The organism is Billgrantia sp. Q4P2 (assembly GCF_052806135.1).
Genome location: NZ_JBRBAI010000005.1, coordinates 254,185 through 277,929 on the forward strand (window position 1 = coordinate 254,185; position 23,745 = coordinate 277,929).

At 59.2% G+C, this 23,745-nt stretch carries 20 protein-coding genes and 2 tRNA genes; 5 read left to right on the top strand and 17 right to left on the bottom strand.

The features are described from left to right. Nucleotides 1-2 precede the first annotated feature (2 nt). The 7 genes from lpdA to sdhC all read right to left on the bottom strand — a co-directional run bounded on the left by lpdA (nucleotide 3) and on the right by sdhC (nucleotide 9,391). Nucleotides 3-1,442, bottom strand: a complete 1,440-nt coding sequence (lpdA, locus tag ACUY1T_RS11395; RefSeq protein WP_446022843.1) for a dihydrolipoyl dehydrogenase — start codon at nucleotides 1,440-1,442, stop codon at nucleotides 3-5. Nucleotides 1,443-1,493: 51 nt separating this feature from the next. Further along, a complete protein-coding gene (gene odhB / locus ACUY1T_RS11400; protein WP_446022844.1) occupies nucleotides 1,494-3,050 on the bottom strand; it encodes a 2-oxoglutarate dehydrogenase complex dihydrolipoyllysine-residue succinyltransferase in 1,557 nt (518 codons plus the stop codon). A 42-nt stretch (nucleotides 3,051-3,092) separates the two neighbouring features. After that, the gene (locus ACUY1T_RS11405; protein ID WP_446022846.1) at nucleotides 3,093-5,924 is read right to left on the bottom strand and encodes a 2-oxoglutarate dehydrogenase E1 component; all 2,832 of its coding nucleotides are present in this window, start codon (nucleotides 5,922-5,924) and stop codon (nucleotides 3,093-3,095) included. A 252-nt stretch (nucleotides 5,925-6,176) separates the two neighbouring features. Continuing rightward, nucleotides 6,177-6,881: a succinate dehydrogenase iron-sulfur subunit gene (locus ACUY1T_RS11410; RefSeq protein ID WP_446022848.1), complete on the bottom strand. Its 705-nt coding sequence runs from the start codon at nucleotides 6,879-6,881 to the stop codon at nucleotides 6,177-6,179. 15 nt (nucleotides 6,882-6,896) lie between these two features. Then, nucleotides 6,897-8,669, bottom strand: a complete 1,773-nt coding sequence (gene sdhA / locus ACUY1T_RS11415; RefSeq protein WP_446022850.1) for a succinate dehydrogenase flavoprotein subunit — start codon at nucleotides 8,667-8,669, stop codon at nucleotides 6,897-6,899. Nucleotides 8,670-8,672: 3 nt separating this feature from the next. Continuing rightward, nucleotides 8,673-9,020, bottom strand: coding sequence for a succinate dehydrogenase, hydrophobic membrane anchor protein (gene sdhD / locus ACUY1T_RS11420; protein WP_446022852.1), 348 nt, complete (start codon nucleotides 9,018-9,020; stop codon nucleotides 8,673-8,675). Beyond that, complete coding sequence (gene sdhC, locus ACUY1T_RS11425; RefSeq protein ID WP_446022854.1) at nucleotides 9,014-9,391, bottom strand: succinate dehydrogenase, cytochrome b556 subunit; 378 nt, start codon at nucleotides 9,389-9,391, stop codon at nucleotides 9,014-9,016. Before sdhC ends, sdhD begins: the two co-directional genes overlap by 7 nt. Before the next feature lie 476 nt (nucleotides 9,392-9,867). Between sdhC and gltA the strand changes: the two genes are divergently transcribed. Further along, nucleotides 9,868-11,151: a citrate synthase gene (gltA, locus tag ACUY1T_RS11430; RefSeq protein ID WP_446022856.1), complete on the top strand. Its 1,284-nt coding sequence runs from the start codon at nucleotides 9,868-9,870 to the stop codon at nucleotides 11,149-11,151. Between the two features lie 152 nt (nucleotides 11,152-11,303). Continuing rightward, nucleotides 11,304-12,194, top strand: a complete 891-nt coding sequence (locus ACUY1T_RS11435) for an NAD(P)-dependent oxidoreductase (protein WP_446022858.1) — start codon at nucleotides 11,304-11,306, stop codon at nucleotides 12,192-12,194. 487 nt (nucleotides 12,195-12,681) lie between these two features. Here the strand turns inward: ACUY1T_RS11435 and ACUY1T_RS11440 are convergent. The 3 genes from ACUY1T_RS11440 to gltX form a co-directional block, all read right to left on the bottom strand. Further along, a tRNA-Glu gene (locus tag ACUY1T_RS11440) sits at nucleotides 12,682-12,757 on the bottom strand. A gap of 33 nt (nucleotides 12,758-12,790) precedes the next feature. Further along, nucleotides 12,791-12,866, bottom strand: a tRNA-Ala gene (locus ACUY1T_RS11445). A 154-nt stretch (nucleotides 12,867-13,020) separates the two neighbouring features. Continuing rightward, nucleotides 13,021-14,499: a glutamate--tRNA ligase gene (gene gltX / locus ACUY1T_RS11450; RefSeq protein WP_446022860.1), complete on the bottom strand. Its 1,479-nt coding sequence runs from the start codon at nucleotides 14,497-14,499 to the stop codon at nucleotides 13,021-13,023. A gap of 244 nt (nucleotides 14,500-14,743) precedes the next feature. Between gltX and ACUY1T_RS11455 the strand changes: the two genes are divergently transcribed. Beyond that, nucleotides 14,744-15,340, top strand: coding sequence for a helix-turn-helix domain-containing protein (locus tag ACUY1T_RS11455; RefSeq protein WP_446022861.1), 597 nt, complete (start codon nucleotides 14,744-14,746; stop codon nucleotides 15,338-15,340). A 14-nt stretch (nucleotides 15,341-15,354) separates the two neighbouring features. Here ACUY1T_RS11455 and ACUY1T_RS11460 read toward each other — a convergent pair whose 3' ends face one another. The 4 genes from ACUY1T_RS11460 to ACUY1T_RS11475 form a co-directional block, all read right to left on the bottom strand. Further along, on the bottom strand, nucleotides 15,355-15,936 hold the full coding sequence (locus tag ACUY1T_RS11460; protein ID WP_446022863.1) for a hypothetical protein: 582 nt from the start codon (nucleotides 15,934-15,936) through the stop codon (nucleotides 15,355-15,357). 71 nt (nucleotides 15,937-16,007) lie between these two features. After that, nucleotides 16,008-16,343 carry a TraR/DksA family transcriptional regulator gene (locus tag ACUY1T_RS11465; protein WP_446022865.1) on the bottom strand — a complete coding sequence of 112 codons (336 nt, stop codon included), beginning with the start codon at nucleotides 16,341-16,343 and terminating at the stop codon, nucleotides 16,008-16,010. A 70-nt stretch (nucleotides 16,344-16,413) separates the two neighbouring features. Further along, nucleotides 16,414-17,007, bottom strand: coding sequence for a hypothetical protein (locus ACUY1T_RS11470; RefSeq protein WP_446022866.1), 594 nt, complete (start codon nucleotides 17,005-17,007; stop codon nucleotides 16,414-16,416). 821 nt (nucleotides 17,008-17,828) lie between these two features. Beyond that, nucleotides 17,829-18,065: a hypothetical protein gene (locus tag ACUY1T_RS11475; protein WP_446022868.1), complete on the bottom strand. Its 237-nt coding sequence runs from the start codon at nucleotides 18,063-18,065 to the stop codon at nucleotides 17,829-17,831. A gap of 1,055 nt (nucleotides 18,066-19,120) precedes the next feature. Here ACUY1T_RS11475 and ACUY1T_RS11480 point away from each other — a divergent pair. Both ACUY1T_RS11480 and ACUY1T_RS11485 read left to right on the top strand, forming a co-directional pair. Beyond that, the gene (locus ACUY1T_RS11480) at nucleotides 19,121-19,561 is read left to right on the top strand and encodes a LexA family protein (protein ID WP_446022870.1); all 441 of its coding nucleotides are present in this window, start codon (nucleotides 19,121-19,123) and stop codon (nucleotides 19,559-19,561) included. A 2-nt stretch (nucleotides 19,562-19,563) separates the two neighbouring features. Next, nucleotides 19,564-20,844 carry a Y-family DNA polymerase gene (locus ACUY1T_RS11485; protein ID WP_446022872.1) on the top strand — a complete coding sequence of 427 codons (1,281 nt, stop codon included), beginning with the start codon at nucleotides 19,564-19,566 and terminating at the stop codon, nucleotides 20,842-20,844. Between the two features lie 63 nt (nucleotides 20,845-20,907). Here the strand turns inward: ACUY1T_RS11485 and ACUY1T_RS11490 are convergent, their stop codons facing one another. The 3 genes from ACUY1T_RS11490 to ACUY1T_RS11500 form a co-directional block, all read right to left on the bottom strand. Beyond that, nucleotides 20,908-21,756 carry a hypothetical protein gene (locus tag ACUY1T_RS11490; protein WP_446022873.1) on the bottom strand — a complete coding sequence of 283 codons (849 nt, stop codon included), beginning with the start codon at nucleotides 21,754-21,756 and terminating at the stop codon, nucleotides 20,908-20,910. 263 nt (nucleotides 21,757-22,019) lie between these two features. Next, nucleotides 22,020-22,421 (bottom strand): hypothetical protein, encoded by a 402-nt coding sequence (locus ACUY1T_RS11495; RefSeq protein ID WP_446022875.1) that lies wholly within the window; start codon nucleotides 22,419-22,421, stop codon nucleotides 22,020-22,022. Between the two features lie 928 nt (nucleotides 22,422-23,349). Continuing rightward, a complete protein-coding gene (locus tag ACUY1T_RS11500; RefSeq protein ID WP_446022877.1) occupies nucleotides 23,350-23,517 on the bottom strand; it encodes a S24 family peptidase in 168 nt (55 codons plus the stop codon). Nucleotides 23,518-23,745: the final 228 nt, after the last annotated feature.

Consider the following 23,745-nt stretch of genomic DNA (forward strand, 5'->3'; position numbering starts at 1 on the left):
GCTTACTTGCGCTTCTTGCGGTTGGCCATGTGAATCGCGTGTCCGTCCACCGCCAGGGCCGCTTCGTGAATGGCTTCGGAGGTGCTCGGGTGCGCATAGCAGGTCAGCGCCAGATCCTCGGCGCTGGAACCGAACTCCATGGCGATCACGCCCTGGGCGATCAGCTCGCCAGCGTGCTGGCTGACGATATGCATGCCCAGGATGCGATCGGTCTCGGCGTCGGCGATGACCTTGGCCATACCCTCGGGCGCATTGTTGGCCAGCGCCCGGCCGTTGGCCGAGAACGGGAAGCTGCCGGTCTTGACCTCGATGCCCTTGGCCTTGGCTTCCTGCTCGTTCATGCCGACCCAGGCCACTTCCGGTGAGGTGTAGATCACGCTGGGGATGGCGTCGTAGTTCATCTCGGCCTTATGGCCGGCGATGATGTCGGCGACCATCACACCCTCTTCCGAGGCCTTGTGGGCCAGCATCGGGCCGCGCACGCAGTCGCCGATGGCGTAGATGCCCGGCACGCTGGTACGGCACTGGTCGTCGACATGGATGAAGCCGCGCTCATCCAGGCCCACGCCAACGCCCTCGTCGACCACACCTTTGGTGTAGGGACGACGGCCGACACAGACGATCAGCTTGTCGAAGGTCAGCTCCTGCTCGCCGTCCTTGTCGCTGTACTTGACCACCACCTCGTTGCCCTTGATCTCGGAGCCGGTAACGCGTGCACCGAGCTTGATGTCCAGGCCCTGCTTCTTGAGCAGCTTCTGGGTCTCCTTGGCAATGGCGGTGTCGACCATCGGCAGGAAGGTGTCCATGGCCTCGAGCACGACGGTCTCGGCGCCCAGACGGCTCCATACGCTGCCCAGCTCCAGGCCGATGACGCCGGCGCCGATCACGCCCAGGCGCTTCGGCACTTCGGTGAACTCCAGCGCGCCGGTGGAAGTGACGACGATGTCCTCGTGCAGCGGGGTCGGCGGGATCTCCACCGGCACCGAACCTGCGGCGATGACGATGTTGTCGGCCTCATAGGTGCTCTTCTCGCCATCGTGGCCAGTGACTTCGACCTGCTTGGTACCGACGACTTTGCCGGTGCCATCCAATGCGGTGACGCCATTGGCCTTGAACAGGGCGCTGATACCGCCCACGTTCTTGGCGATGACGGAGTTCTTGAACTCCAGCATCTTGGCCACGTTGGCCTTGGGTGCTTCCAGATCGATGCCGATCTCGGCGAAGTGATCGCGCGCCTCGACGAACTTGTGGGATGTCTCGAGCAGCGCCTTGGAGGGGATGCAGCCCACGTTCAGGCAGGTGCCGCCGTGAACGGTCTTGCCTTCCTTGTTGACCCACTTCTCGACGCAGGCGGTCTTCAGTCCCAGCTGGGCGGCGCGGATGGCGGCCACGTAGCCCCCGGGGCCCGCACCGATGACGATCACATCAAATTTGTCGGCCATGTGGTTTTCCTGTTGATCGGTTCGCGTTTGAGTCCGTTGGTTCGGGCGCCGTCAGATATCCAGCAGCAGGCGCGCCGGATCCTCGAGCAGTTCCTTGATGGTGACCAGGAACTGCACCGCATCCTTGCCGTCGATCATACGATGGTCGTATGACAGGGCCAGGTACATCATCGGGCGGATCTCGACCTTGCCGTTGACGGCCATGGGACGCTCCTGGATCTTGTGCATGCCCAGGATGGCGGTCTGCGGCGGATTGATGATCGGCGTCGACATCAGCGAGCCAAAGATGCCGCCATTGGTAATGGTGAAGGTGCCGCCCTGCATCTCGTCGATGCCGAGCTTGCCGTCACGCGCACGCTTGCCGAAATCGACGATGCCCTTCTCGACGTCGGCGATCTTCATGCTGTCGGTATCGCGCAGTACCGGCACCACCAGGCCGCGGTCGGTGGAAACCGCCACACCGATGTCCTGGTAGCCGTGATAGACGATGTCGGTGCCGTCGATGGAGGCATTGACGTCGGGGAAGCGCTTGAGCGCCTCGGAGGCCGCCTTGACGAAGAAGCCCATGAAGCCGAGCTTGACGTCGTGCGCCTTGAGGAAGGTGTCCTTGTACTGTGCACGCAGATCCATCACCGCGCCCATGTCCACCTCGTTGTAGGTGGTGAGCATGGCGGCGGTCTGCTGGGCCTGGACCAGGCGCTTGGCGATGGTCTGGCGCAGACGGCTCATTGGCACGCGCTTCTCGGGGCGCTCGCCCTCGAAGGCCGGTGCCGCAGCGGCGGCCTGCTTGGGCGCAGCGGCAGGAGCAGCGCTCTTCTTGGCCGTGCCGGCCTGTACGGCGCGCTGCACGTCTTCCTTGAGGATACGGCCACCCTTGCCGGTGCCGTCGATCTTGCTGACGTCGAGGTCGTGCTCGGCGACCATCTTGCGCGCCGCCGGGGCCAGGATCTTGTCGCCGATCTTCTCATCGCCGGAGCCATCATCGGCGGAAGCCGCTGGCGTTTCGTCTGCCGCAGTCGCGGCACCACCCGCGCCCTCGGTGAAGATGGCCAGCACCGCCTCGGATGCGACCTGGCTGCCCTCTTCCGCCTTGATCTCGGCAATGGCGCCATCGGCCGGTGCAACGACCTCGAGCACCACCTTGTCGGTCTCGATGTCGGCCAGCACCTCGTCGCGCTTGACCGCCTCGCCGACCTTCTTGTGCCAGGTGGCCACGGTGCCTTCCTGGATCGACTCGGGAAAGGTCGGTGCCTTCACTTCGTGTGACTTGCCACCAGCAGCCGGCGCGCTCTTGGGCTCCGCCTTGGCTTCGTCTTTCGGCTCGGCCTTGGCGTCGGCCTTCTCGCCCTTCTTCTCGCCGCCCTTGGCGCCGCCTTCACCGATCCTGCCCAGCACCTGCTCGGACTGCACGGTGTCGCCCTCTTCCACCAGCACCTCGGAGAGGGTGCCGGCTTCCGGCGCCACCACCTCGAGCACCACCTTGTCCGTTTCGATCTCGACGATCAGCTCATCGCGCTCGACGCTATCCCCCGACTTCTTGTGCCAGGCAGCCACGCTGCCTTCGGCAACGGATTCCGGAAAGGTGGGCGCTTTGATCTCGGTAGCCATGTCGTTTCCCTTGTATGTTCTCTCTCGTCCCGGTGGGTCGCCTCAAAGATTGAAGGCGTCTTCCACCAGCTGGCGCTGCTGTTCGGTATGCACGGACATGTAGCCCGCCGCGGGTGCCGCCGATGCCGGGCGACCGGCAAACTTGAGTTCGCCGCCCAAGCCACCCTTGAGCATGTCGGCCACGGCCCGCATGTGGTGCTGGCTCGAGTACCAGGCGCCCTGGTTGAGCGGCTCCTCCTGACACCACACCACGCTCTCGAGGTTGACGTAATCCTTGAGCGCCTCGAAGAGCTCCTCCTTGGGGAAGGGGTAGAGCTGCTCGATGCGCACGATGGCGGTATCGTCACGCTCGTTCTCGGCACGCCAGGCCGCCAGGTCGTAGTACACCTTGCCGGCGCACATGACGACGCGCTTGACGCGCTGGGCGTCGAGGTTGCCCTGGTCCGGCAGCACCATATGGAAATGGCCATTGGCCAGATCGTCGAGGCTGGAGGTCGCCTCCTTGTGGCGCAGCAGGCTCTTGGGCGACATCACGACCAGCGGTTTTCTCAGCGGGCGGATCACCTGGCGGCGCAGCAGGTGAAAGATCTGCGCCGGCGTGGTGGGAACGCAAACCTGCATGTTGTGTTCGGCGCACATCTGCAGGAAGCGCTCGAGGCGCGCGGAGGAGTGCTCGGGCCCCTGCCCCTCGTAGCCATGAGGCAGCAGCATGGTCAGGCCGCACAACCGGCCCCACTTGGTCTCGCCCGACGAGATGAACTGGTCGACCACCACCTGGGCACCGTTGAAGAAGTCGCCGAACTGCGCCTCCCAGATCACCAGGTCGTTGGGTGCCGTGGTGGAATAGCCGTACTCGAACGCCAGCACCGCTTCCTCCGAGAGGAAGGAGTCGTGGATGGTGAAGCGCGGCTGCCCGTCGGACATGTGCTGCAGCGGCACGTAGGTGGTGCCATCCTTCTGGTTGTGGACCACCGCATGGCGATGGGAGAAGGTGCCGCGACCCACGTCCTGGCCGGTGATACGCACCGGATGGCCCTCGTCGAGCAGCGTGGCGTAGGCCAGGGTCTCGGCGAAGCCCCAGTTCAGGCCCAGGCCACCGGCCTGCATCTTGCGGCGGTCCTCGTAGATCTTGGCCACCTGGCGCTGCACCTCGACGCCGTCGGGAATCTCGCACATGCGCGCGGCCAGGCGCTGCAGGCGCTTCATATCGACGCTAGTGTCGGCGTAACCGCTCCACTCGTGGCCGAGGTAAGGCTTCCAGTCGACGAACAGCGAGGTGTTGGGCTGCTGCACCAGGGCGTTGGCCACGTGGTTACCGGCCGTCAGGTCCTCGCGGTAGGTCTCGATCATCGCCTGGGCCTCGTCCTCGCTGACCACGCCCTGCTCCACCAGACGCTGGGCATAGAGGGTGCGCGACGAGGGATGATCCTTGATCTTCTTGTACATCAGCGGCTGGGTGCCGGACGGCTCGTCGGCCTCGTTGTGGCCGCGACGGCGATAGCAGACCAGGTCGATGACCACGTCCTTCTTGAACTGCTGGCGATAGTCCAGCGCCACCTGGGTGGCGTGCAGCACGGCATCCGGGTCGTCGCCGTTGACGTGGAAGATCGGCGCCTGAACCATCTTGGCGATATCGGTGCAGTACTCGGTGGAGCGAGTGTCCTGCGGGTGCGAGGTGGTGAAACCGACCTGGTTGTTGATGACGATGTGCACCGTACCGCCGGTCTTGTAGGCGCGGGTCTGGGACATCTGGAAGGTTTCCATGACCACGCCCTGCCCGGCGAAGGCGGCATCGCCATGCACGTTGATCGGCAGAACCTTGGTGCCGTCGAAGTCGTCGCGGCGATCCTGGCGGGCACGCACCGAGCCCTCCACCACCGGCGAGACGATCTCCAGGTGGGAGGGGTTGAAGGCCAAGGCCAGGTGGACCTCGCCGCCCGGCGTCATCACGTTGGAGCTGAAGCCCTGGTGGTACTTCACGTCGCCCGAGCCGCGCTCGATCAGTTTCTTGCCGTCGAATTCGTCGATCAGCTCGGAGGGGTTCTTGCCGAGGATGTTGACCAGCAGGTTGAGACGTCCACGGTGGGCCATGCCGATGACGACTTCCTTGACCCCGTAGCCGCCGCCACGTTGGATCAGCTCGTCCATCATGGGAATGAACGACTCACCGCCCTCGAGGCCGAAGCGCTTGGTGCCGGGGTACTTCGAGGCCAGGTAATTCTCCAGGCCTTCTGCGGCGGTCAGGCGCTCCAGCAGGTGCTTGCGCACGTCGTCACTGTACTTGGGTGCCGAGCGAACCGACTCGAAGCGCTGCTGCAGCCAGCGCTTCTCCTCGGTATCGACGATGTGCATGATCTCGCAGCCGATCGAGCGGCAGTAGGTCTGCTCCAGCGCCCCGACGATCTCGCGCAGCGGCGCCTTGTCCATCCCCAGAAAGAAAGAGCCGGTCTGGAATTCGGTATCCAGATCGGCCGGTGAAAGCTGGTGGAAGGAGAGGTCGAGGTCGGGAATGGGGGCCTGGCTGCGCAGCTTGAGCGGGTCGATATCGGCTTTCTGATGACCCCGGAAGCGGTAGGCGTTGATCAGCTGCAACACCTTGACCTGTTTCTTGCTCTCGCCACTGTCGGCAGCCGCCGCCGTCGTGGCTCGCCGCGCACGCGCCAGCTGCTGGAACTGATCGCGTACGGGACTGAGGGGGACATCATGGGAGGCGCTGCCTTCGACATTCGGCAGCTGATTGAAGTAGGTCCGCCACTCGTCGGGGACGGAACCTGGGTCGGCGAGGTATTGCTCGTAGAGCGCTTCCACATAGTGAACGTTGCTGCCGCTCACGTGGGAGCTGTTCCACATCAACTCCATTATGCCTTGTTGCATCTCTCGGTCACCCTACACTGATGGGGTGTTGTCGGCGCCGTCGCGGGCCAGCCGCGACGGCTTGGCTGGTGCCCTGCCGGAGGGGCGTCTTCTCTTCCCGGCGGTTCCAGCCGCGAGGCCGGAATCCTTGCAATTCATGCTCAAGAGCCGGTACCTGTGGCACCGGCTCTCTTGCTGCTGGCTGCGAGCCGACCGCGACATGACGTCGCGGTCGCACTGCGGCCAGTATGATAGCAAGCTACGCGCCACGATTTAAGTGGCATTCGCCAGTAGCATGTCGCGGATCTTGCCGATCGCCCGCGTGGGGTTGAGCCCCTTCGGACATACCGCGACGCAGTTCATGATGCCGCGGCAACGGAACACGCTGAACGGATCCTCCAGCTCGGCCAGGCGTTCGCTGGTGGCGGTATCACGCGAATCCGCCAGGAAGCGGTAGGACTGCAGCAAACCGGCCGGGCCAACGAACTTGTCCGGGTTCCACCAGAACGACGGGCAGGAAGTCGAACAGCAGGCGCACAGAATGCACTCGTAGAGACCATCCAGCTTGTCGCGATCCTCCGGCGACTGCAGGCGCTCGATGGCCGGTGCCGGCTCGTCGTTCTGCAGGTACGGCTGGATGCGCTCGTACTGCTTGTAGAACAGCCCCATGTCGACCACCAGGTCGCGCACCACCGGCAGGCCCGGCAGCGGGCGCAGCACCAGCTTGTTGTCCTTGACCACATCGGATATCGAAGTGATGCAGGCCAGGCCGTTCTTGCCGTTCATGTTCATGCCGTCGGAACCGCACACGCCCTCGCGGCAGCTGCGACGGAAGGCCAGGGTGGTGTCCTCGGCCTTGAGCATTTCCAACACGTTCAGGACCATCAGGTCACGGCCCTGGGTGTCGAGCTGATACTCCTGCATGTAGGGTGCGGAGTCGGTTTCCGGGTTGTAGCGGTAAATGGATACCTGAAGCATCTCGTGACTCCCCCTTTAATAAGTACGGATTTTCGGCTCGAAGGTGTCGACGGTCTTCGGTTTGAAGTTGACGTCGCGCTTGCCGACCCGCTTCTCGGCCGGGAAGTACATGGAGTGCTTCAGCCAGTTGGTGTCATCGCGATCCGGATAGTCGTAGCGCGAGTGGGCGCCACGGCTCTCCTTGCGCTCCAGCGCCGCGATGGCGGTGGCTTCGGCCACTTCCATCAGGTTGTCGAGTTCGAGTGCCTCGACGCGCGCGGTATTGAAGGCGCCGGACTTGTCGACCAGATGCGCCTCGGCGATGCGGCCGCGCAGGTCGGCCAGCTTCTTGACGCCCTCCTGCATGTGATCCTCCTGGCGGAACACGCCGAAGGAGTTCTGCATGATGCTCTGCAGCTCGGTCTTGAGGTCGGACACGGACTCGCCGCCAGTGGACTCGTTCCAGCGCGTGATGCGCTTCATGGCCGCGTCGATGTCCGAATCGGTGGCACCGAGGTAGTCGATACCCTCGTTGAGCGCACCCTCGATGAACATACCGGCCGCACGGCCGAACACCACCAGGTCGAGCAGCGAGTTGCCGCCCAGGCGGTTGGCGCCGTGCACCGAAACGCAAGCCGCCTCGCCACAGGCGAACAGGCCGTTGACGATGTGATCGTTGCCGTCGGCATCCTGCATGATCGCCTGACCATGCACGTTGGTCGGAATCCCGCCCATCATGTAGTGGCAGGTCGGCACCACGGGAATCGGCGCATTGGTCGGATCGACGTGGGCGAAGATCTTCGACAGCTCGCTGATGCCGGGCAGGCGCTTGTTGAGCACCTCTTCGCCCAAGTGATCGAGCTTGAGGAAGACATGGTCGCCCTTCTCGCCGCAGCCGCGGCCCTCGAGGATCTCCATGACCATGGAGCGTGCCACCACATCGCGGCCGGCAAGGTCCTTGGCATTGGGCGCATAGCGCTCCATGAAACGCTCGCCGTCCTTGTTGACCAGGTAACCACCCTCGCCGCGACAGCCTTCGGTGACCAGCACGCCCGCACCGTAGATGCCGGTGGGGTGGAACTGCCACATCTCCATGTCCTGCATGGGGAAGCCGGCGCGCAGCGCCATGCCGATACCGTCACCGGTATTGATCAGGGCATTGGTGGTGGAGGCGTAGATCCGCCCGGCGCCGCCGGTGGCCATGACGGTGGCCTTGGACTGGACGTGCACCACTTCACCGGTCTCGATGCACATGGCGATGCAGCCCACTACGTCGCCGTTGGCGTTCTTGACCAGATCGACCGCGAACCACTCGTTGAGGAAGGTGGTGTTGTTCTTCAGGTTGTTCTGGTAGAGCGTGTGCAGCAGGGCGTGTCCGGTACGGTCGGCCGCGGCACAGGTGCGCGCCGCCTGGCCACCCTCGCCGAAGTTCTTCGACTGGCCACCGAACGGACGCTGGTAGATGCGGCCGTTGTCGAAACGCGAGAACGGCAGGCCCATGTGTTCGAGTTCGAAGACCGCCTTGGGGCCTTCGGAGCACATGTATTCCGCGGCATCCTGGTCGGTGATGTAGTCGCCGCCCTTGACGGTGTCGTACATGTGCCAGCGCCAGTCGTCGTTGGGGTCGGCCGAAGCGATGGCACAGGTGATCCCACCCTGAGCGGAAACGGTGTGCGAGCGAGTCGGGAAAACCTTGGACAGCACGGCGGTCTTCTTGCCGGACTTGGCCAGCTCGAGCGCGGCCCGCAGGCCGGAACCGCCACCACCGATGATGATGGCGTCGTAGGACAAGGTACGCATGTTAGACATGAATCAGGCTCCCCACAGAACTTGGATGCCCCAGACCAGGAACACGAAAACGGCCAGGATGATGACGATCTGGACGCCGAGGCGCACGGGCGTGGATTTCAGATAGTCGGTGGTCACGGTCCAGAGACCGACCCAGGCGTGTGCAGCAAGAGAAATGAAGGCCAGCAGGGAGAAGATACGCATCCAGGTCTGGGCAAACAGGTTGCTCCAGGTAACATAGTCGAGCGCGGGGTTGAACAGCAGGTACGCGACGATGAAAATCGTATAGAGTGCCAGGATAACAGCCGAGACACGCTGGATCAGCCAGTCGGAGAGGCCGCTACGACCCAGATTGGTGATGTTGGTTACCATACCCAGACTCCCGCCAGAATGATCAGGACGGCACTAATGACCACGGTGGCCTGTGCCTTCTTCACGCCACCTTCAAGGGTCACGCCAAAACCGGCATCCATCAGCATGTGCTTGATACCGGCCACTAAGTGGAACGCCAGTGCCGACAACAGGCCCCAGGCGATCAGCTTCGCCAGGATGTTATTGGCCAGGGTATCCCTGACGGCCGCAAAACCCTCGGGGGACGACAACGACTTGTCGAGGGCCCAGAAGGCGAAGATGAGACCAACGAACAGGATTACGCCGGTGATGCGGTGGGCGATCGACGTCAAGGCGGGAAGCGGGAAATGTATCGTGGTGAGATCTAGGTTGACGGGTCGTTTGCTATTCACGGCTCTATACACACTCTCTTGGCTCGCTCTACGACCGATGGGACCAGGCTCGAGCGGGCGGTGGTTTGAGGTAGGGGGCTCGCCGCTGCCGGGACGGGCATGACAACGAGTACCTGCCAGTCGCGCGGTGTGGATTATAGGGACATGAACCCCCAGTGACAAATGCGCGGCGCCCTGACTCGACCATGGTACAAGCCTTGCGTCACGGTCAGGCGGCTATCATACGGACCTTCATGCAGACCTTCATACGGACCTTGCCCGACAGTTGGCGGGCTGCGGGGCTTTCCAGTGGTGCAAAGCACCATTTCTTGTACTAAATGCTATACACCAAAACGCATCTCGTACAATGAGCCGGTCGCTTTGGCCTAATTGACAATCACGGGAACGCTTCTATAGTGGGCAAACCTTTTTCGCGGGCCAGCGGTTCAACAGGGTTTGCGAAAGAATGAGTTAACGTTCTTCGAGAGGAGGCCAGAATGGCTGACAGGAAAGCGACACTGACGGTAGACGGCCTGGAAAAGACGATCGAGCTGCCTGTCTACTCAGGCACCCTGGGCCCTGACGTGGTCGATGTTCGCGGCCTCGGCGCCGACGGCCTGTTCACCTACGACCCTGGCTTCATGGCAACCTCCTCGTGCCAGTCGGCCATCACCTACATCGATGGCGCCAAGGGCGTACTGCTGCACCGCGGCTACCCGATCGACCAGTTGGCCAAGGAGTCCAACTTCGTCGAGCTGTGCTACACGCTGCTGTTCGGCGAGCTGCCGACCGACGAGCAGTACGCCGACTTCGAGTCGCGGGTCCGCAACCACACCATGGTGCACGACCAGATCAACAACTTCTTCAAGGGCTTCCGGCGCGACGCCCACCCGATGTCGATCCTGTGTGGCGTGGTCGGCGGCCTGGCGGCCTTCTACCATGACCACATGGACATCACCCAGGAAGAGGACCGCGTGATCAGCGCCATCCGCCTGATCGCCAAGATGCCGACCCTGGCGGCAATGTCCTACAAGTACAATGTCGGCCAGCCCTTCAACTACCCGCGCAACGACCTGAGCTATGCAGAGAACTTCCTCTACATGATGTTCAGCAACCCGTGCGAGGAGTACAAGGTCAACTCGGTCTACGCCAAGGCCATGGACCGCATCTTCATGCTCCACGCCGACCACGAGCAGAACGCCTCCACCTCCACGGTGCGCCTGGCCGGCTCCACCGGCGCCAACCCGTTCGCCTGTATCAGCGCCGGCATCGCGGCACTGTGGGGCCCTGCCCACGGCGGTGCCAACGAGGCGGTGCTGAAGATGCTCGACGAGATCGGCGACGACTCCGAAGAGAACATCCAGCGCTTCATCGACAAGGCCAAGGACAAGGACGACCCGTTCAAGCTGATGGGCTTCGGCCACCGCGTGTATCGCAACTTCGACCCACGCGCCAAGGTAATGAAGGAGACCTGCGACGAGGTCCTGGCCGAACTGGGCATCGACGACCCGCAGCTCAAGATCGCCAAGCGCCTGGAGCAGATCGCCCTGGAAGACGAGTACTTCGTGGAGCGCAAGCTCTACCCCAACGTCGACTTCTATTCCGGCATCATCCTCAAGGCCATGGGCATTCCGACCAACATGTTCACGGTGATCTTCGCCGTATCGCGCACCATCGGCTGGATTTCCCACTGGCACGAGATGCTCTCCAGCGACTACAAGATCGGTCGCCCGCGTCAGCTCTATATCGGGCACACACAGCGCGACTATCCTGCCAAGTAAGCCAGCAGGACGCGGCCCTGGTCGCAGCGCAGTCGAAAGCCGCCTTCGGGCGGCTTTCTGCGTAGTGGCCTACCGTTAACGGGCCGGCTTGCTGGCAATCTCACCAACAAGCCGCAACCATCAAGCCAGCACCCACAAGAGAGGGAAATACAATGCAAGAGCAGATCTCCACCGTCGCCTTCATCGGCCTGGGCGTGATGGGCTACCCCATGGCCGGCCACCTGGCCCAGGCCGGGCTCGCCGTGCGCGTTTACAATCGCACCGCGGCGAGGGCCGAGTCGTGGGCCGCAGAGTACGGCGGGAGCCACCACGCCACACCGGCGGAGGCCGCCCGCGGAGCCGACCTGGTGCTGGTCTGCGTAGGCAACGACGATGACGTCAGGCAGGTCACCCTGGGCGAGCAAGGCGCCCTCTCCGGCATGACAGCAGGCAGTCTGCTGGTCGACCACACTACCGCCTCGGCCGATCTCGCCGAGCAGCTCGACGCTACTTGCCGCGAACGCAGTATCGGCTTCGTCGATGCTCCGGTCTCGGGCGGCCAACAAGGTGCCGTGAACGGCGTACTGACCATCATGTGCGGCGGCGAACAGGCCGACTTCGATCGTGCCGAGCCCGTGCTCGACCACTACGCGCGCGCCGTCAGCCTGATGGGTCCCGCCGGTAGCGGCCAACTGACCAAGATGGTCAACCAGATCTGCATCGCCGGACTGGTCCAGGGCCTGGCCGAGGGCTTGCACTTCGCCGAACAGGCTGGGCTCGACCAGCAGCGCGTGGTCGACGTGATCTCCAAGGGAGCCGCCGGCTCCTGGCAGATGGAGAATCGCCACAAGACCATGATCGCCGACGAATACGAGCACGGCTTCGCCGTCAACTGGATGCGCAAGGACCTCGGGATCTGTCTCGAACAGGCGCGACGCCTCCAGGCCCGCCTGCCTGTCACCGCCCTGGTCGACCAGTTCTACGGCGATGTGCAGGTCATGGGAGGCGGGCGCTGGGACACCTCCTCCCTGCTGCGTCGCCTGCGCACCCGCGGAGACGACTGAGCCGGCTCACGACCATTAGACGCTGAGAGGCGTCGCCTATCCGCGACGCCTCTCAGAAGAAAGTACCAGAAAAGTGGCCAACCGATCTTGACAGGACCCACTTTACACGGAGCGAATCACGGCTCTCCAGCGGCCTGAACGTTTTCCACACATTCTGTGGATAACCCTGTTCACAACCGCAAGAAAACATCATCGGATCGGCATGAGAAGGGGCTTCTACTTAGATTGGCTATTTTTTGATCAATTTTAAGTTACTGATACTTATGATTTTTTGCAGCTGCACACTCGCTCAGCGCCATTTCGGGCAATTACACACAGGAGGAAAGCCAAGACACTGAGCAAGTGGACAAGTCAAGCCTAAAAGGCTGAAAAAACGGCCTCTTCAATGGGCTTTTCACGCAAAGAAACATGTCGTAACGCACTCATACACCGAGCGCCAAAAGCACTAGTGAGGCGATGAGCCAACAGAGGGGGCAATCGGAAGAAGTGGCGTCCCATAGGGGGTTCGAACCCCTGTTCCCGCCGTGAAAGGGCGGTGTCCTGGACCACTAGACGAATGGGACGCAATGTCGCTCACGGATTGGCACATGAAGATTTGGTGGAGCCTAGCGGGATCGAACCGCTGACCTCGACACTGCCAGTGTCGCGCTCTCCCAGCTGAGCTAAGGCCCCACATGTGCCGTGAAGACGGGGCGTATGTTACTGATTCACCCCGCCTTCGTCAAGCGGGAAAATCAGGCGCGGCTGCGGGCTGCGGGCTGCGGGCTGCGGGCTGCGGGCTGCGGGCTGCGGGGTGGATTGTCGCTCGCAGCCCGTAGCTCGTGACTCAAAGCTCGCGAAACTCCTTCTCGAAGCGCTTGGCCTGCTTCTTGGAAACGCCGCCGAGCACTTCGATGGCATGTCGCAGCCGCGCCCGGGTCACGTCGGAGCCCAGGATCGCCATGGCGTCCATCACCGAGGTGCTCGCCGTGGAGCCGGTAATGGCAATGAAGACAGGCGCCAGGAAATCCTTCATCTTGAGTTCGAAGTGGCCGGCCAGCGACTTGACCTCGGCGAGCAGCGTCTCCTTGTGCCAGGCCGGTACCGCCTCGAAGCGCCACACCAGGAACTGCAGCAGCTTGACCAATTCCTCACGCTCCAGCTTGACGGCCTCGAAATCGTCTTCGCGAATCGCCGGCACACCGCTGAAAAAATGACCAGCCAGCGGAGCCACCTGGGACAGCGTCTCCACCCGCGTGCGCACCTGAGGCAGAATCTGACCCACGTACTCCTCATTGAACGCCCACTGCATCAGCGCCTCGAGGAAGGCCCTGTCATCCAGGTCCTCACGAATATAGAGCCCGTTGAGCCAGGTCAGCTTTTCCAGGTCGAAGACCGGTCCGCCCAGCGACACCCGCTGGATGTCGAAGCTTGCCATCATCTCGTCGAGACTGAACTTCTCGCGTTCATCCGGCATCGACCAGCCCATGCGGCCCAGATAGTTGATGACCGCCTGCGGCAGGAACCCCATGCGTCGGTAATAGTTGATGGAGGTGGGATTCTTGCGCTTGGAGAGCTTCGACTTGTCGGGGTTGCGCAGCAGCGGCATATGGCACAGCACCGGCATATCCCAACCGAAGTACTCGTAGAGCAGTTGGTGCTTGGGTGCCGAATTGATCCACTCCTCGCCACGCAGCACATGGGTGATGCCCATGAGATGGTCGTCCACCACGTTGGCCAGGTGGTAGGTAGGCATGCCGTCGGACTTGAGCAGGATCTGGGCATCCACCTGCGCCCAGTCCACCTCGATAGGGCCGCGCAGCATATCATCGATCACGCAGGTTCCACTGGAGGGCACCTTCATGCGCACCACGTACGGCCAACCCTCCCGCTCACGCCGGCCCTCCTCTTCCTCAGGCAGCGCCAGATCTGCGGGCTTCAGCGCCAGGTGCATGCCGGAGGCCTTGCGTGCCTCCCGCAGCTCGTCCAGCTCTTCGCTGGTGCGGTAACACTTGAAGGCGTGGCCGGCTTCGATCAACTGACGGGCGTGCTCGGCATAGATGTCACCACGTTCGCTCTGGCGGTAGGGGCCGTGAGGACCACCTACGTCGGGCCCTTCGTCCCACTCCAGCCCCAGCCAGCGCAGCGAGTCGAGGATCATCTGCTCGGATTCGAGCGTGGAGCGTACCCGGTCCGTGTCTTCGATTCTCAGGATGAACTGCCCGCCGTGCTGCCTCGCAAAGCAGAGATTGAACAGCGCGATATAGGCGGTGCCTACGTGAGGATCGCCGGTAGGTGACGGCGCAATGCGAGTACGTACAGTCATGTGGTCCTTTATCCAATCGGGTATGCGTATGGCGGCATTATACGCACCTGAGTCGACACAGGCAGCCGCACCGGCGTCCTTGCAATAGCCAATGCGGACAAGCATATATAGAATGATTCTTATTAGCCAATGCAGCGAACAACAGCCAAAGGTCGATTTATCGTTGACGCGTTAAATTTGCACAGTTAACACAGATCATTGACTATCGACTTTCTTTAGTACCCACAGTCGTCAGGTTAATGAAATGGATTCATTGGGCGAAAGAATCAAGCACTTACGTTTGCAGGCAAATCTGAACAAGGCCGCCCTGGCAAGGAAGGTTGGCGTTTCTGACGTCACGATCTCGTATTGGGAGTCGGGAGCCATCAAGCAAATTGGCCATGAGAGGCTGGTTGCGCTGGCGGATGCCCTTGGCTGCACGCTGGCTCAACTGCTCGAAGGCGATGTTCGGTTGACGCCAGCACCGCTCTATCTACGCGGGCAGCCTCCCGTGCCATGGCTGGACCCCAATGCCAATCGCTTCACGCTATCCAACGAAATACTGGCAGGTGTCGACTGGCAAGGTGAGTGCTACCTCGTCACTCCCGCACCAGGCGAGCAGTTCGATTATCTCGAAAGTGGCGACCTGGCTGCCTTCGGCCCCACGGAGAACTGCGACCAGCCTGGCCGCTATCTGATCGAAGGGGCTGGAGGGCTGTATATCGGTCGACTCGAGTATGGCAACAGCGGTGAGCTGCTGTTCAGCAGCGAAAACGACCCCAAGGGGTTACCGATCCCGCTGGATGAGACCGAGAGGGTCGTGGGAAGGCTATTGGCTCGTTGGCGAAAAGATGGCGCCTGAAGGCGCCACCGCATTCATTCGACTTCCAGCACTTCTACCTGATCGGTGGCCCGACGTGGCTCACTGCCGATCAGGTAGCGTCGCGAGTAACTTGCCACCTGCCCCAGGCCATGGCGAGCACTCCGGACCAGCGGGCCCTCGAGATATTCGCCTTCATCACCGATTCGTTCGCGTACGGCGGTTGGCTGGACGCTGGATTCCACCAAGTTGACCGTGATGGTGTAACCGCCATCGGGCAGGCCACTACCCGGCCCGAACGGCCCCGCGGCAAAATGTCCCTCCGACACTGAAGTTCGTGACTGCCAACGCACTCCGCTCAGTTCACGCTCCACCACTATCAGAAGGCGCGTCTCATCCGGCAGGTTGCTCTCCCCATCCACCATTAGCCGGCGATCGCTGCGTAACGTAGCCGATACGTGGATCTCGACCGGCAAGGGGTCTACCGCAACCGGTTCTTCTTCTGGCTCACTCACGATATCGACCGGCTGTTCAGGCTGCGTCTCTTCCTCTGCTGTCGTGTCGTTGCCATCACCACCGCAACCCGACAGCCACAGCACCGTCAGCAGCCCTGCGCAGGATCGCCGCCATGCCTTCATGCCCTTCTCCTGACCGAACATTGCCTTCCTAGACTAACACTCGGGTAGGCGGCAAGTCCTGTCCGGGGCGGCTAAGGCTCTCCCTCCTGTTCAGCGCAGTCGAGACAAAGCGTAGCGTAGGGAATCGCTTCGAGTCTCCGGGGATCGATCGGTTCGCCACAGCGCTCACACAGCTCGCCCTCGCCCTCCTCGATGCGCTCGAGCGCATGCATGACCTGCCCCAGCTCCTCTTCAGCCTCTTCCTCGAGAGCATCGATCACGTCTTCGTTCTCGAGCTCGATAGCCTGCTCTTCCATGTCCCGATCCAAGGGATTTTCCAGGCGCATCTTGTGGACCTTGTAGCGATCTACCCGTTCGACAAGCTCATCACGTAGAGCTTCGAGCAATTCCTGACGCTGTTCCATCATTGCACCTCCAGAAGCGCTCACTCTCCTCTTCTACATAGCACATGATGGCAAGAGCGACTCTCCTGCAGTGTCAGCCTCGGCCTGGCGAAGTGCGTTGAGCCTGCCCGTAGGACATGCAGTGGGAGGTATGTTCACCCGCCCGGGACAGTCGATCGGCGATCTCGATGCACTCGCCTTGGGTCAGGAAGGGGCCGATGGTCCGCTCCCGGCCCCGGGCATGCAGCATTAATTCATGAAGTTCGGGATGAAATTCGCCCCAGTCATCAAGCCGTTGGGCATAGGTATCGACCATAGCCGCTGCATCGGAAAAGATGCTGCACAGGGTCTCGTAATGGTCCAGGGTCGCGGGCCGTAGCCGCACCTCCTGCTCCCGGTCCAAGTATTCCGTCATCAAGCAGTAGTATTTTTTAGTATCGAGAATGCTCAGGGAACGAGAAAATATATCCTCATCATAACGCATGAGCTCGGCTGCACTTTTAGAGTAATAGGCACTCACTTTCTCGTATCCAACATCTTCTACCTCCTCCCCTGAAGCCGCATTAATACCAACCCAATGCGGCCAGAAAAGTATCCAGGCCATGAATAACAGGAGCAGCGTTATTGCGAAACCTGGCCCTTTGTCATCAAGAAATTTCGACCCCAATTTCCATGTTAGCCTGATCATTCTTTTTCCCCTGCCTCACCAGCTCCAAAGTGAGACTCAAGTCAAATTCATTTAAACTCCTTTAAGTACACATTTTCACTCAGTCATTCGCGGACCTATTTTCTTGGCCCCAAAAGCCAATAGCAACGCGGCCTTCCCCTCCGGCTCCTCGTTCACTCTGTACAGTGCCACTAAGCCGCTGCGAGCGAATTAACCCAAGTTAAAGTTCCGCGTAAAATTTTTCCTGTCGGCAAGGCGATGTCAGGCCATTGAATCTTCAGCCTTTTTCCTGAACCCCAGCAAACTCTCGGCAATATCCGCTGTCGACAACAAAAAAAGAAAGCCCGGCACAAGGCCGGGCCTCAATTCCTGGTTCCTTTCCAGCTCACCATGACGATCCTGTCATGCATCCTTGGCGTCATCGAGCTTCCTCTGCTCGGCTTTCCCTAATCCCCACCTCCTTGCGAGATACTTGCCAGCCTAGTGGCGAAACCTGCTATTGACTAATAAGCAAACTTCATCGCTACCCTCAAGGCGGAAAGGTTCTGACAATCCTCGATCGCCACAACGCGACACCTCCGGGCCGGCACGCCTGCAAGCAGCAAGCATGAGGTAAGCCCGGCATGCAGCCGGGCTCGTTTCGATTCCTTCCACACTCCACGGCATCCTTGCCATAACTCCCTGATTACAAAGCCATCCTAGCACATTCTTCCTTGCAGAGCCTCCCTGGCTCGACCTGGGACAGCTTGACAGATCAGACATGGAAAAGATGCTACCTTCGTCTCTTCGTTCTGTAAGACATTGCCGACACGGGTTGTAATCCACTTGCTCAAGAGGCGACGTCAGCGCACTCCCAAGGCAGCATACCCCCGCGAAGTGACCTCGATACGCTCCAGCCCTCCTTCATCATCACGCCACACCCTGGCCAGTCCATTCGCTTCCAACCCAGCCGCATGTTCTTTCATATCTGACACCAGGCTATCCTCACCAAGGTGACCGAAGGGAGCAGCAAGCACGCCGCCATGTTGCAAGGCACGCGACAGGAGTTCTATTTGAAGATCCGTCAGGTCGTCGCTCATGTGGCCTCCTTGCTCGTCGTGGAGACAGGGCATGGTGACAGGATTTCCTACTCTTCTTTATCTTTAAAAAGAAGCAGCCCCCTCACCATCAAGATGAGGGGGCTAACAAGCTTCACTACACAGGTCATGCAGTTGGAACTTCCTGGCCACCGTGACATCCTGTCTCGATCCGCCTTCCCTGTTTCATTGCTCAAGCTTCCTGCCATCAAAGGCATCCTGCCTTTGGAAGGCTTCCATGCCTTGCTTACATCCTCAGAATAGTTCGACATTGGACCTGTTCAAGGCGACTTGGGAAAAGTAATGTTCCTATCCTGTAACAAAACGTCAATCCTATAATCGCTCGTCTCCTTCATCCTGCTCCCATCATCCGCTGCCTGACTGCGCCGGCCACAAAAAAGCCTGGCCGTCAGGCCAGGCTGAATTTTTGCTTCCTTACATCCTTCTCAAGCATCCTGCTCGAGCATCCCTGGTGCAGAGCCGTCCCTGACTCGGTCTTCCTTGTTGGGCTCTCCTTGCCCGACATGCTCACTGTGACAGCTAACGGGACGCTCTATCGTTAACCTGGGATAAGTCAGCATGTAAAAGATCACCAACAATTTTCTTTTGGATAGGCAAGGCCCCAGCCATCCCTGGCCAGGGCCTTGCAGGCGCGCTTCTTTTCTTCCTTGGCGACCGGGGCGAATCGATCGCTTATCGAAGCGTCCCGTCTAACCTACCAATCGCTCGGTAGTGGTGATAGAGCCAAACGCTTACGCTGTTGTAGGAAATTTGCCATTCATGCCGCATGGCGTGCTATTGCCGAACGTTCGGCCCCCCAGGCCGACCTCACCCAGCGAGGGATAAGGCTGCTTGTAGAAGATTGCCGACACGGCTTGTGAGCGTTCACTTCTACAGGCAGCCCAGCCAGGCCGCCATCTCCAGGCCAAGTCCCGCCCTGTCTCTTTTTTTGCCCGATGCACCGACAATGGCTAATTTTCATTAGCTTTTGCCTGTTGCCTGGAAGCGGCGCTGTCGAGAATACTGTATAAAACGACAGCAACCCAAAGGGACTCACCATGACACTGGCAAAGCTCATCCCGGCTCATCGCGAGCCGCTATCGCTTGCGCTTCCCTACCCGCTCGCCCTGGGCCGCGCTGGCCTCAGTGGCTTCCCCAGCCCCGCCCAGGACTACGAAGGCCGCACGCTCGACCTAAACGAGCGCTTCGTGAAGCGCCCCTCGGCGACGTTCTTCATGAGCGTGACCGGTGACAGCATGGAGCGCCTGGGCATCCACGAAGGCGATCTGCTCCTGGTCGATCGCTCACTCGAGCCTCGCCCCGGCCATATCATCGTCGCCATGGTCGACGGCGAAATAACAGTCAAACGCTACGAGCTGAGGGGCAACGTGCCGTGCCTCTGCTCGGGCAACCCTCGCTACGCCCCTATACCGCTCGTCGACATCGAGTGCCAGGTCTGGGGGGTCGTTCGCTCGGTCATCCATGAGTACCAGGTATGAGCATGATCGGCCTGATCGACTGCAACACGTTTTACGTCTCGTGCGAACGCGTGTTCCAGCCCCGGCTGCGTGGCCTGCCGGTGGGCGTGATGTCGAACAACGACGGCTGCGTCATCGCGCTCTCCACTGAGCTGAAGGCCCTCGGCATCACCATGGGCACGCCGGCGTTCGAGCTACAACATCTGGTGCGACAAGGCCGCATTCATCTCCTCTCAAGCAACTACGAGCTCTACGGCGACATGTCGGCCCGCGTGCTGGCGGTACTCGAGGAGTACGCCCCGGCCGTCGAACCCTACTCCATCGATGAAATGTTCGTGCGCTTCGATGGCTTCAAGCACGACGCACTGCTCGCGCATTCCCGGCAATTGCACCACAAGGTGCGCCAGTACACCGGCATTCCGATCTGTGTGGGCGTCGCGCCCACGCGCACCCTCGCCAAGCTGGCGAACCGTGCGGCAAAGAAGATCCCGGCTTACCAAGGCGTATGCGTGCTACATCCCGACAGCCTGGAAACCCGCGGCCTGCTGCAGCGGATCGAGCTGGGCGATGTGTGGGGCGTCGGCCGCCGGCTCGTCGAGCGCTTGGCCATTATGGGCATCAAGAGCGCCTGGGACCTCGCCCAGGCCAACCCCAAGGATATCCGGCGGCGCTTCTCTGTCACCTTGGAACGTACCGCCCTGGAGCTACGCGGCGTGCCCTGCATCGAAATGAATGACTTCGATGAAGCTCGAAAGCGCATCATGACCAGCCGCAGCTTCGGCAAGCTCACCGACGACATTAAGGAGATTCGCGAGGCGATCCGACAGTACGGCCAGCGTAGCGCCGAGAAGCTGCGCCGCCAGAACGGGCTCGCCAAGGCGGTGCTGGTATTTCTCAAGACCAACCCGCACCGGCAGGACCTGCTCCAATACTCACCGAGTCTGGCGCTCGAACTGCCCCGCCCAACGGCCGATAGCCGCGAGATACTGCACACCGCCGGCCAAGCCCTGGAGCGGATCTACCGCAAAGGCTACCTGTACCAGAAAGGCGGCGTGATGCTGATCGACTTGGTCGACGCCGACCGGCAGCAGCTCTCGCTGCTGGATACGCCGCAGAGCGATGCGGAGCGACAGCGCAGTGCGAAGCTGATGTCAGCAATGGACGCGCTCAATCAACGCATGGGGCGTGATACCGTCAAGCTAGGTATGCCGAGCCCTGGGGCGGCGTGGCACCTTCGCTGTGCCCATCGCTCGGCGCGGTGGACCACGCGTTGGGACGAGCTACCAACGTTATACGCAGGATAACCATCACAATCAGGCTGCGATAAGGCATGGAGGGCGCAATGCCCTCCAGAGCTTGTTATGTGATTATTTTTTCTCTTTCAAAAACAACTCTAACTCCTTCAAAACATCTTCCTCAGAGTTAATAGATCTCATAGTGAACACTTTTCTGGCCTCTTTCTCCCAGCGGTTTAGAAGCTCAAAATCAAAACCTATTTTCAGAAACGTCAACCACTTAAGTCTTATTCCAAAATCCCTTTGCAAATATATTCGATACACAGGAAAAATCGAGTCATATCGCAGATAAGTATACAAAATATATACCGCAGGAATAAACATTGCAGCAAAATAAGGAACAATGATATATTGCCTTAGCGCTAAATAACTAAACAGTGTCTCATAATCTTTTACCAAGCCCATCAGAGCATATACCACAATCCCCAAACCAATAAAAATTAGAACCGACTCTGTTATAACCTCAACAGATTTATACTCATCCTTTTTTTCTACATAAACATTAACCATTGCTACAAGAGCTGCAAAAGGAACAAGAAAAATTTCAATATACAAAGGCATAGTATAGAAATCTATCAAAAAAGAGACCGTAAAAAATATCAAAACCTGCCATCTTAAAATTGACGAAAAACTTGGCGGATTATTCATGTTGTTCAATATATTAAAGAGCTGAACAAAAGAACCAAAAGCCCAAAAAACGGCCGTCGTTGTAAGCGCTAACTCCCAAATCCCTATGAAAGAAGCCAGAAAGACACCCAGAGTAAAATAAGCCAGCAAAAAAATCCAAACAACCAAGAGATGCTTATGAAAAAAAGCTTTAACCAAAGCTCTTAAAGAAGACCTTAACTCAACCTTAGAAAGCATAAAGATGATGATCACCACACACCATATTATTATTGCCATCTCACGACTATTTGGCATGCTCGCCTCGATTTGTTCAAACACTTCTATCAGTTATTCATACCACTACCGGCCGGCAACAGCCTGTTAAGGCGTGGAATCTGCCTTTACTCGGCCACCACAACGCCTAGTCCACGGGCTAGCTTGGGATAGGCGTTGTAGGAAGCGAAGCGGCCGCACATTGAAAAATGATCCAGATAGAATAAATTAATAAGGTTTGCGGACCCAAGCCAGCGTATGAGAGACCTGGCGTGGCGCCGCAAGCGAAACACTTAATTGATTCATCACCCTTTCAACCGATCTTTGTCGATAAGATCCGCAAGCCTGAAAGATATATTATAAATCGAATCAAGGTATTTTTTCGAGCTTTCTTTATCTAGATCGGAAGACTGACCATGCGCAAGACGGTGCCTAATATTTCTAAGCATAAGAAGAACGGCGTACTCACTTTCCGATATCAAACCCTTCGCCCTTAGAATTAAAATCTGATCTAAAACAGAACTACCTTCATACTCAGGGAAGTTATGAGAAACAATCTGGAAAATCAATCTTTCCAGCTCCGCCCACCCCTTCATAATAATAAAAACCAGCTTCCTTTCATCGTCAATATTTTCATCCAGACTGAGCTTATCGAGAAATTTCTTGTTAGTTAAAAATTTGTAATCAGACCAAAAATCTTCATTCAACAGCTCATTCCTGTCAATTATATTATTCTTTTCACTCAACTTCGCATAAGGGTTCTGATAGTCTTTGTTCTTTGAAACTCGATCTGCTCTGATACGAGATGTGGCATTATCTCTTGCAATACTATTGTATTTCTTTTTTCCTGATTGATACGCCAACGAAGGCTCATTCCGGTTAGTGCGCTCTGCGCGCTCAGGCGGTTCAGACGGTTCAGACGGTTCAGACGGTTCAGACGGTTCAGACGGTTCAGACGGTTCAGACGGTTCAGACGGTTCAGACGGTTCAGACGGTTCAGACGGTTCAGACGGTTCAGNTCAGACGGTTCAGACGGTTCAGACGGTTCAGACGGTTCAGACGGTTCAGACGGTTCAGACGGTTCAGACGGTTCAGACGGTTCAGACGGTTCAGGCGGTTCAGACGGTTCAGACGGTTCAGACGGTTCAGACGGTTCAGACGGTTCAGACGGTTCAGACGGTTCAGACGGTTCAGACGGTTCAGACGGTTCAGACGGTTCAGACGGCTCAGACGGCTCAGACGGCTCAGACGGCTCAGTCAGTTCTGAAGGCTCAGGTGCAGTCAGAGGTTCTTTCTGGTTATCTTTAGATTCCTTCATTTCCGAAGATAGCCAGTGTACCAAGTCTATCTCCATACCCAGTCCTTTTACATTCGAAACACGTGAAATTAAAAAAGATAGCTGGCGCTTAAAAATAAATGCCACTATGACAAATGCCATTGGCCATGCAAGACTACTCAATGCGTTAACGAAAAACCCAGCACCTAGAGAAAAACGAAGAAACAAATAAATCGAAGCCGCCAGCACGGTAATTTTCAAACAATTATACGAAACACCATACGATTTCAAATGTCTTCTAAATCTTGCCAGTTTAACATTCATAAAATAGCCTTAAAGCACCTTCAATAGGTTGCTTATCACGAAACCCGCCCAATCCTTATCTCACACCGCCCCAGGATCTCCACCTCCCCCATCTGCTGCGGTGTGATCATCTCGGGCTGGTAGTGCTCGTTATCGCTAATCAAATACAGCGCGCCGTCGGCGAGGCGCTGCAGACGCTTGATGCGCCGCTCACCACTCACCATCAGCAGCCCCCTTCCTGCCGAATGTCGCGGTTAGCCAAAGTGCCCACCAGCGACTGCCCACGCGCCCCGATACCACGCCCCAGCCGCACGCCAACTCCGCCTCTGCTCTGGGCTCGCCGCTCCTTCTTGCGTACAATGGCCGGCCATCTCATTTCTGCTCCCTGCTTCTCGTCACGCCCAGCGAGCCGGTTACGTATCGATACCTTACGGTCGTTGTCTCGATAGTAC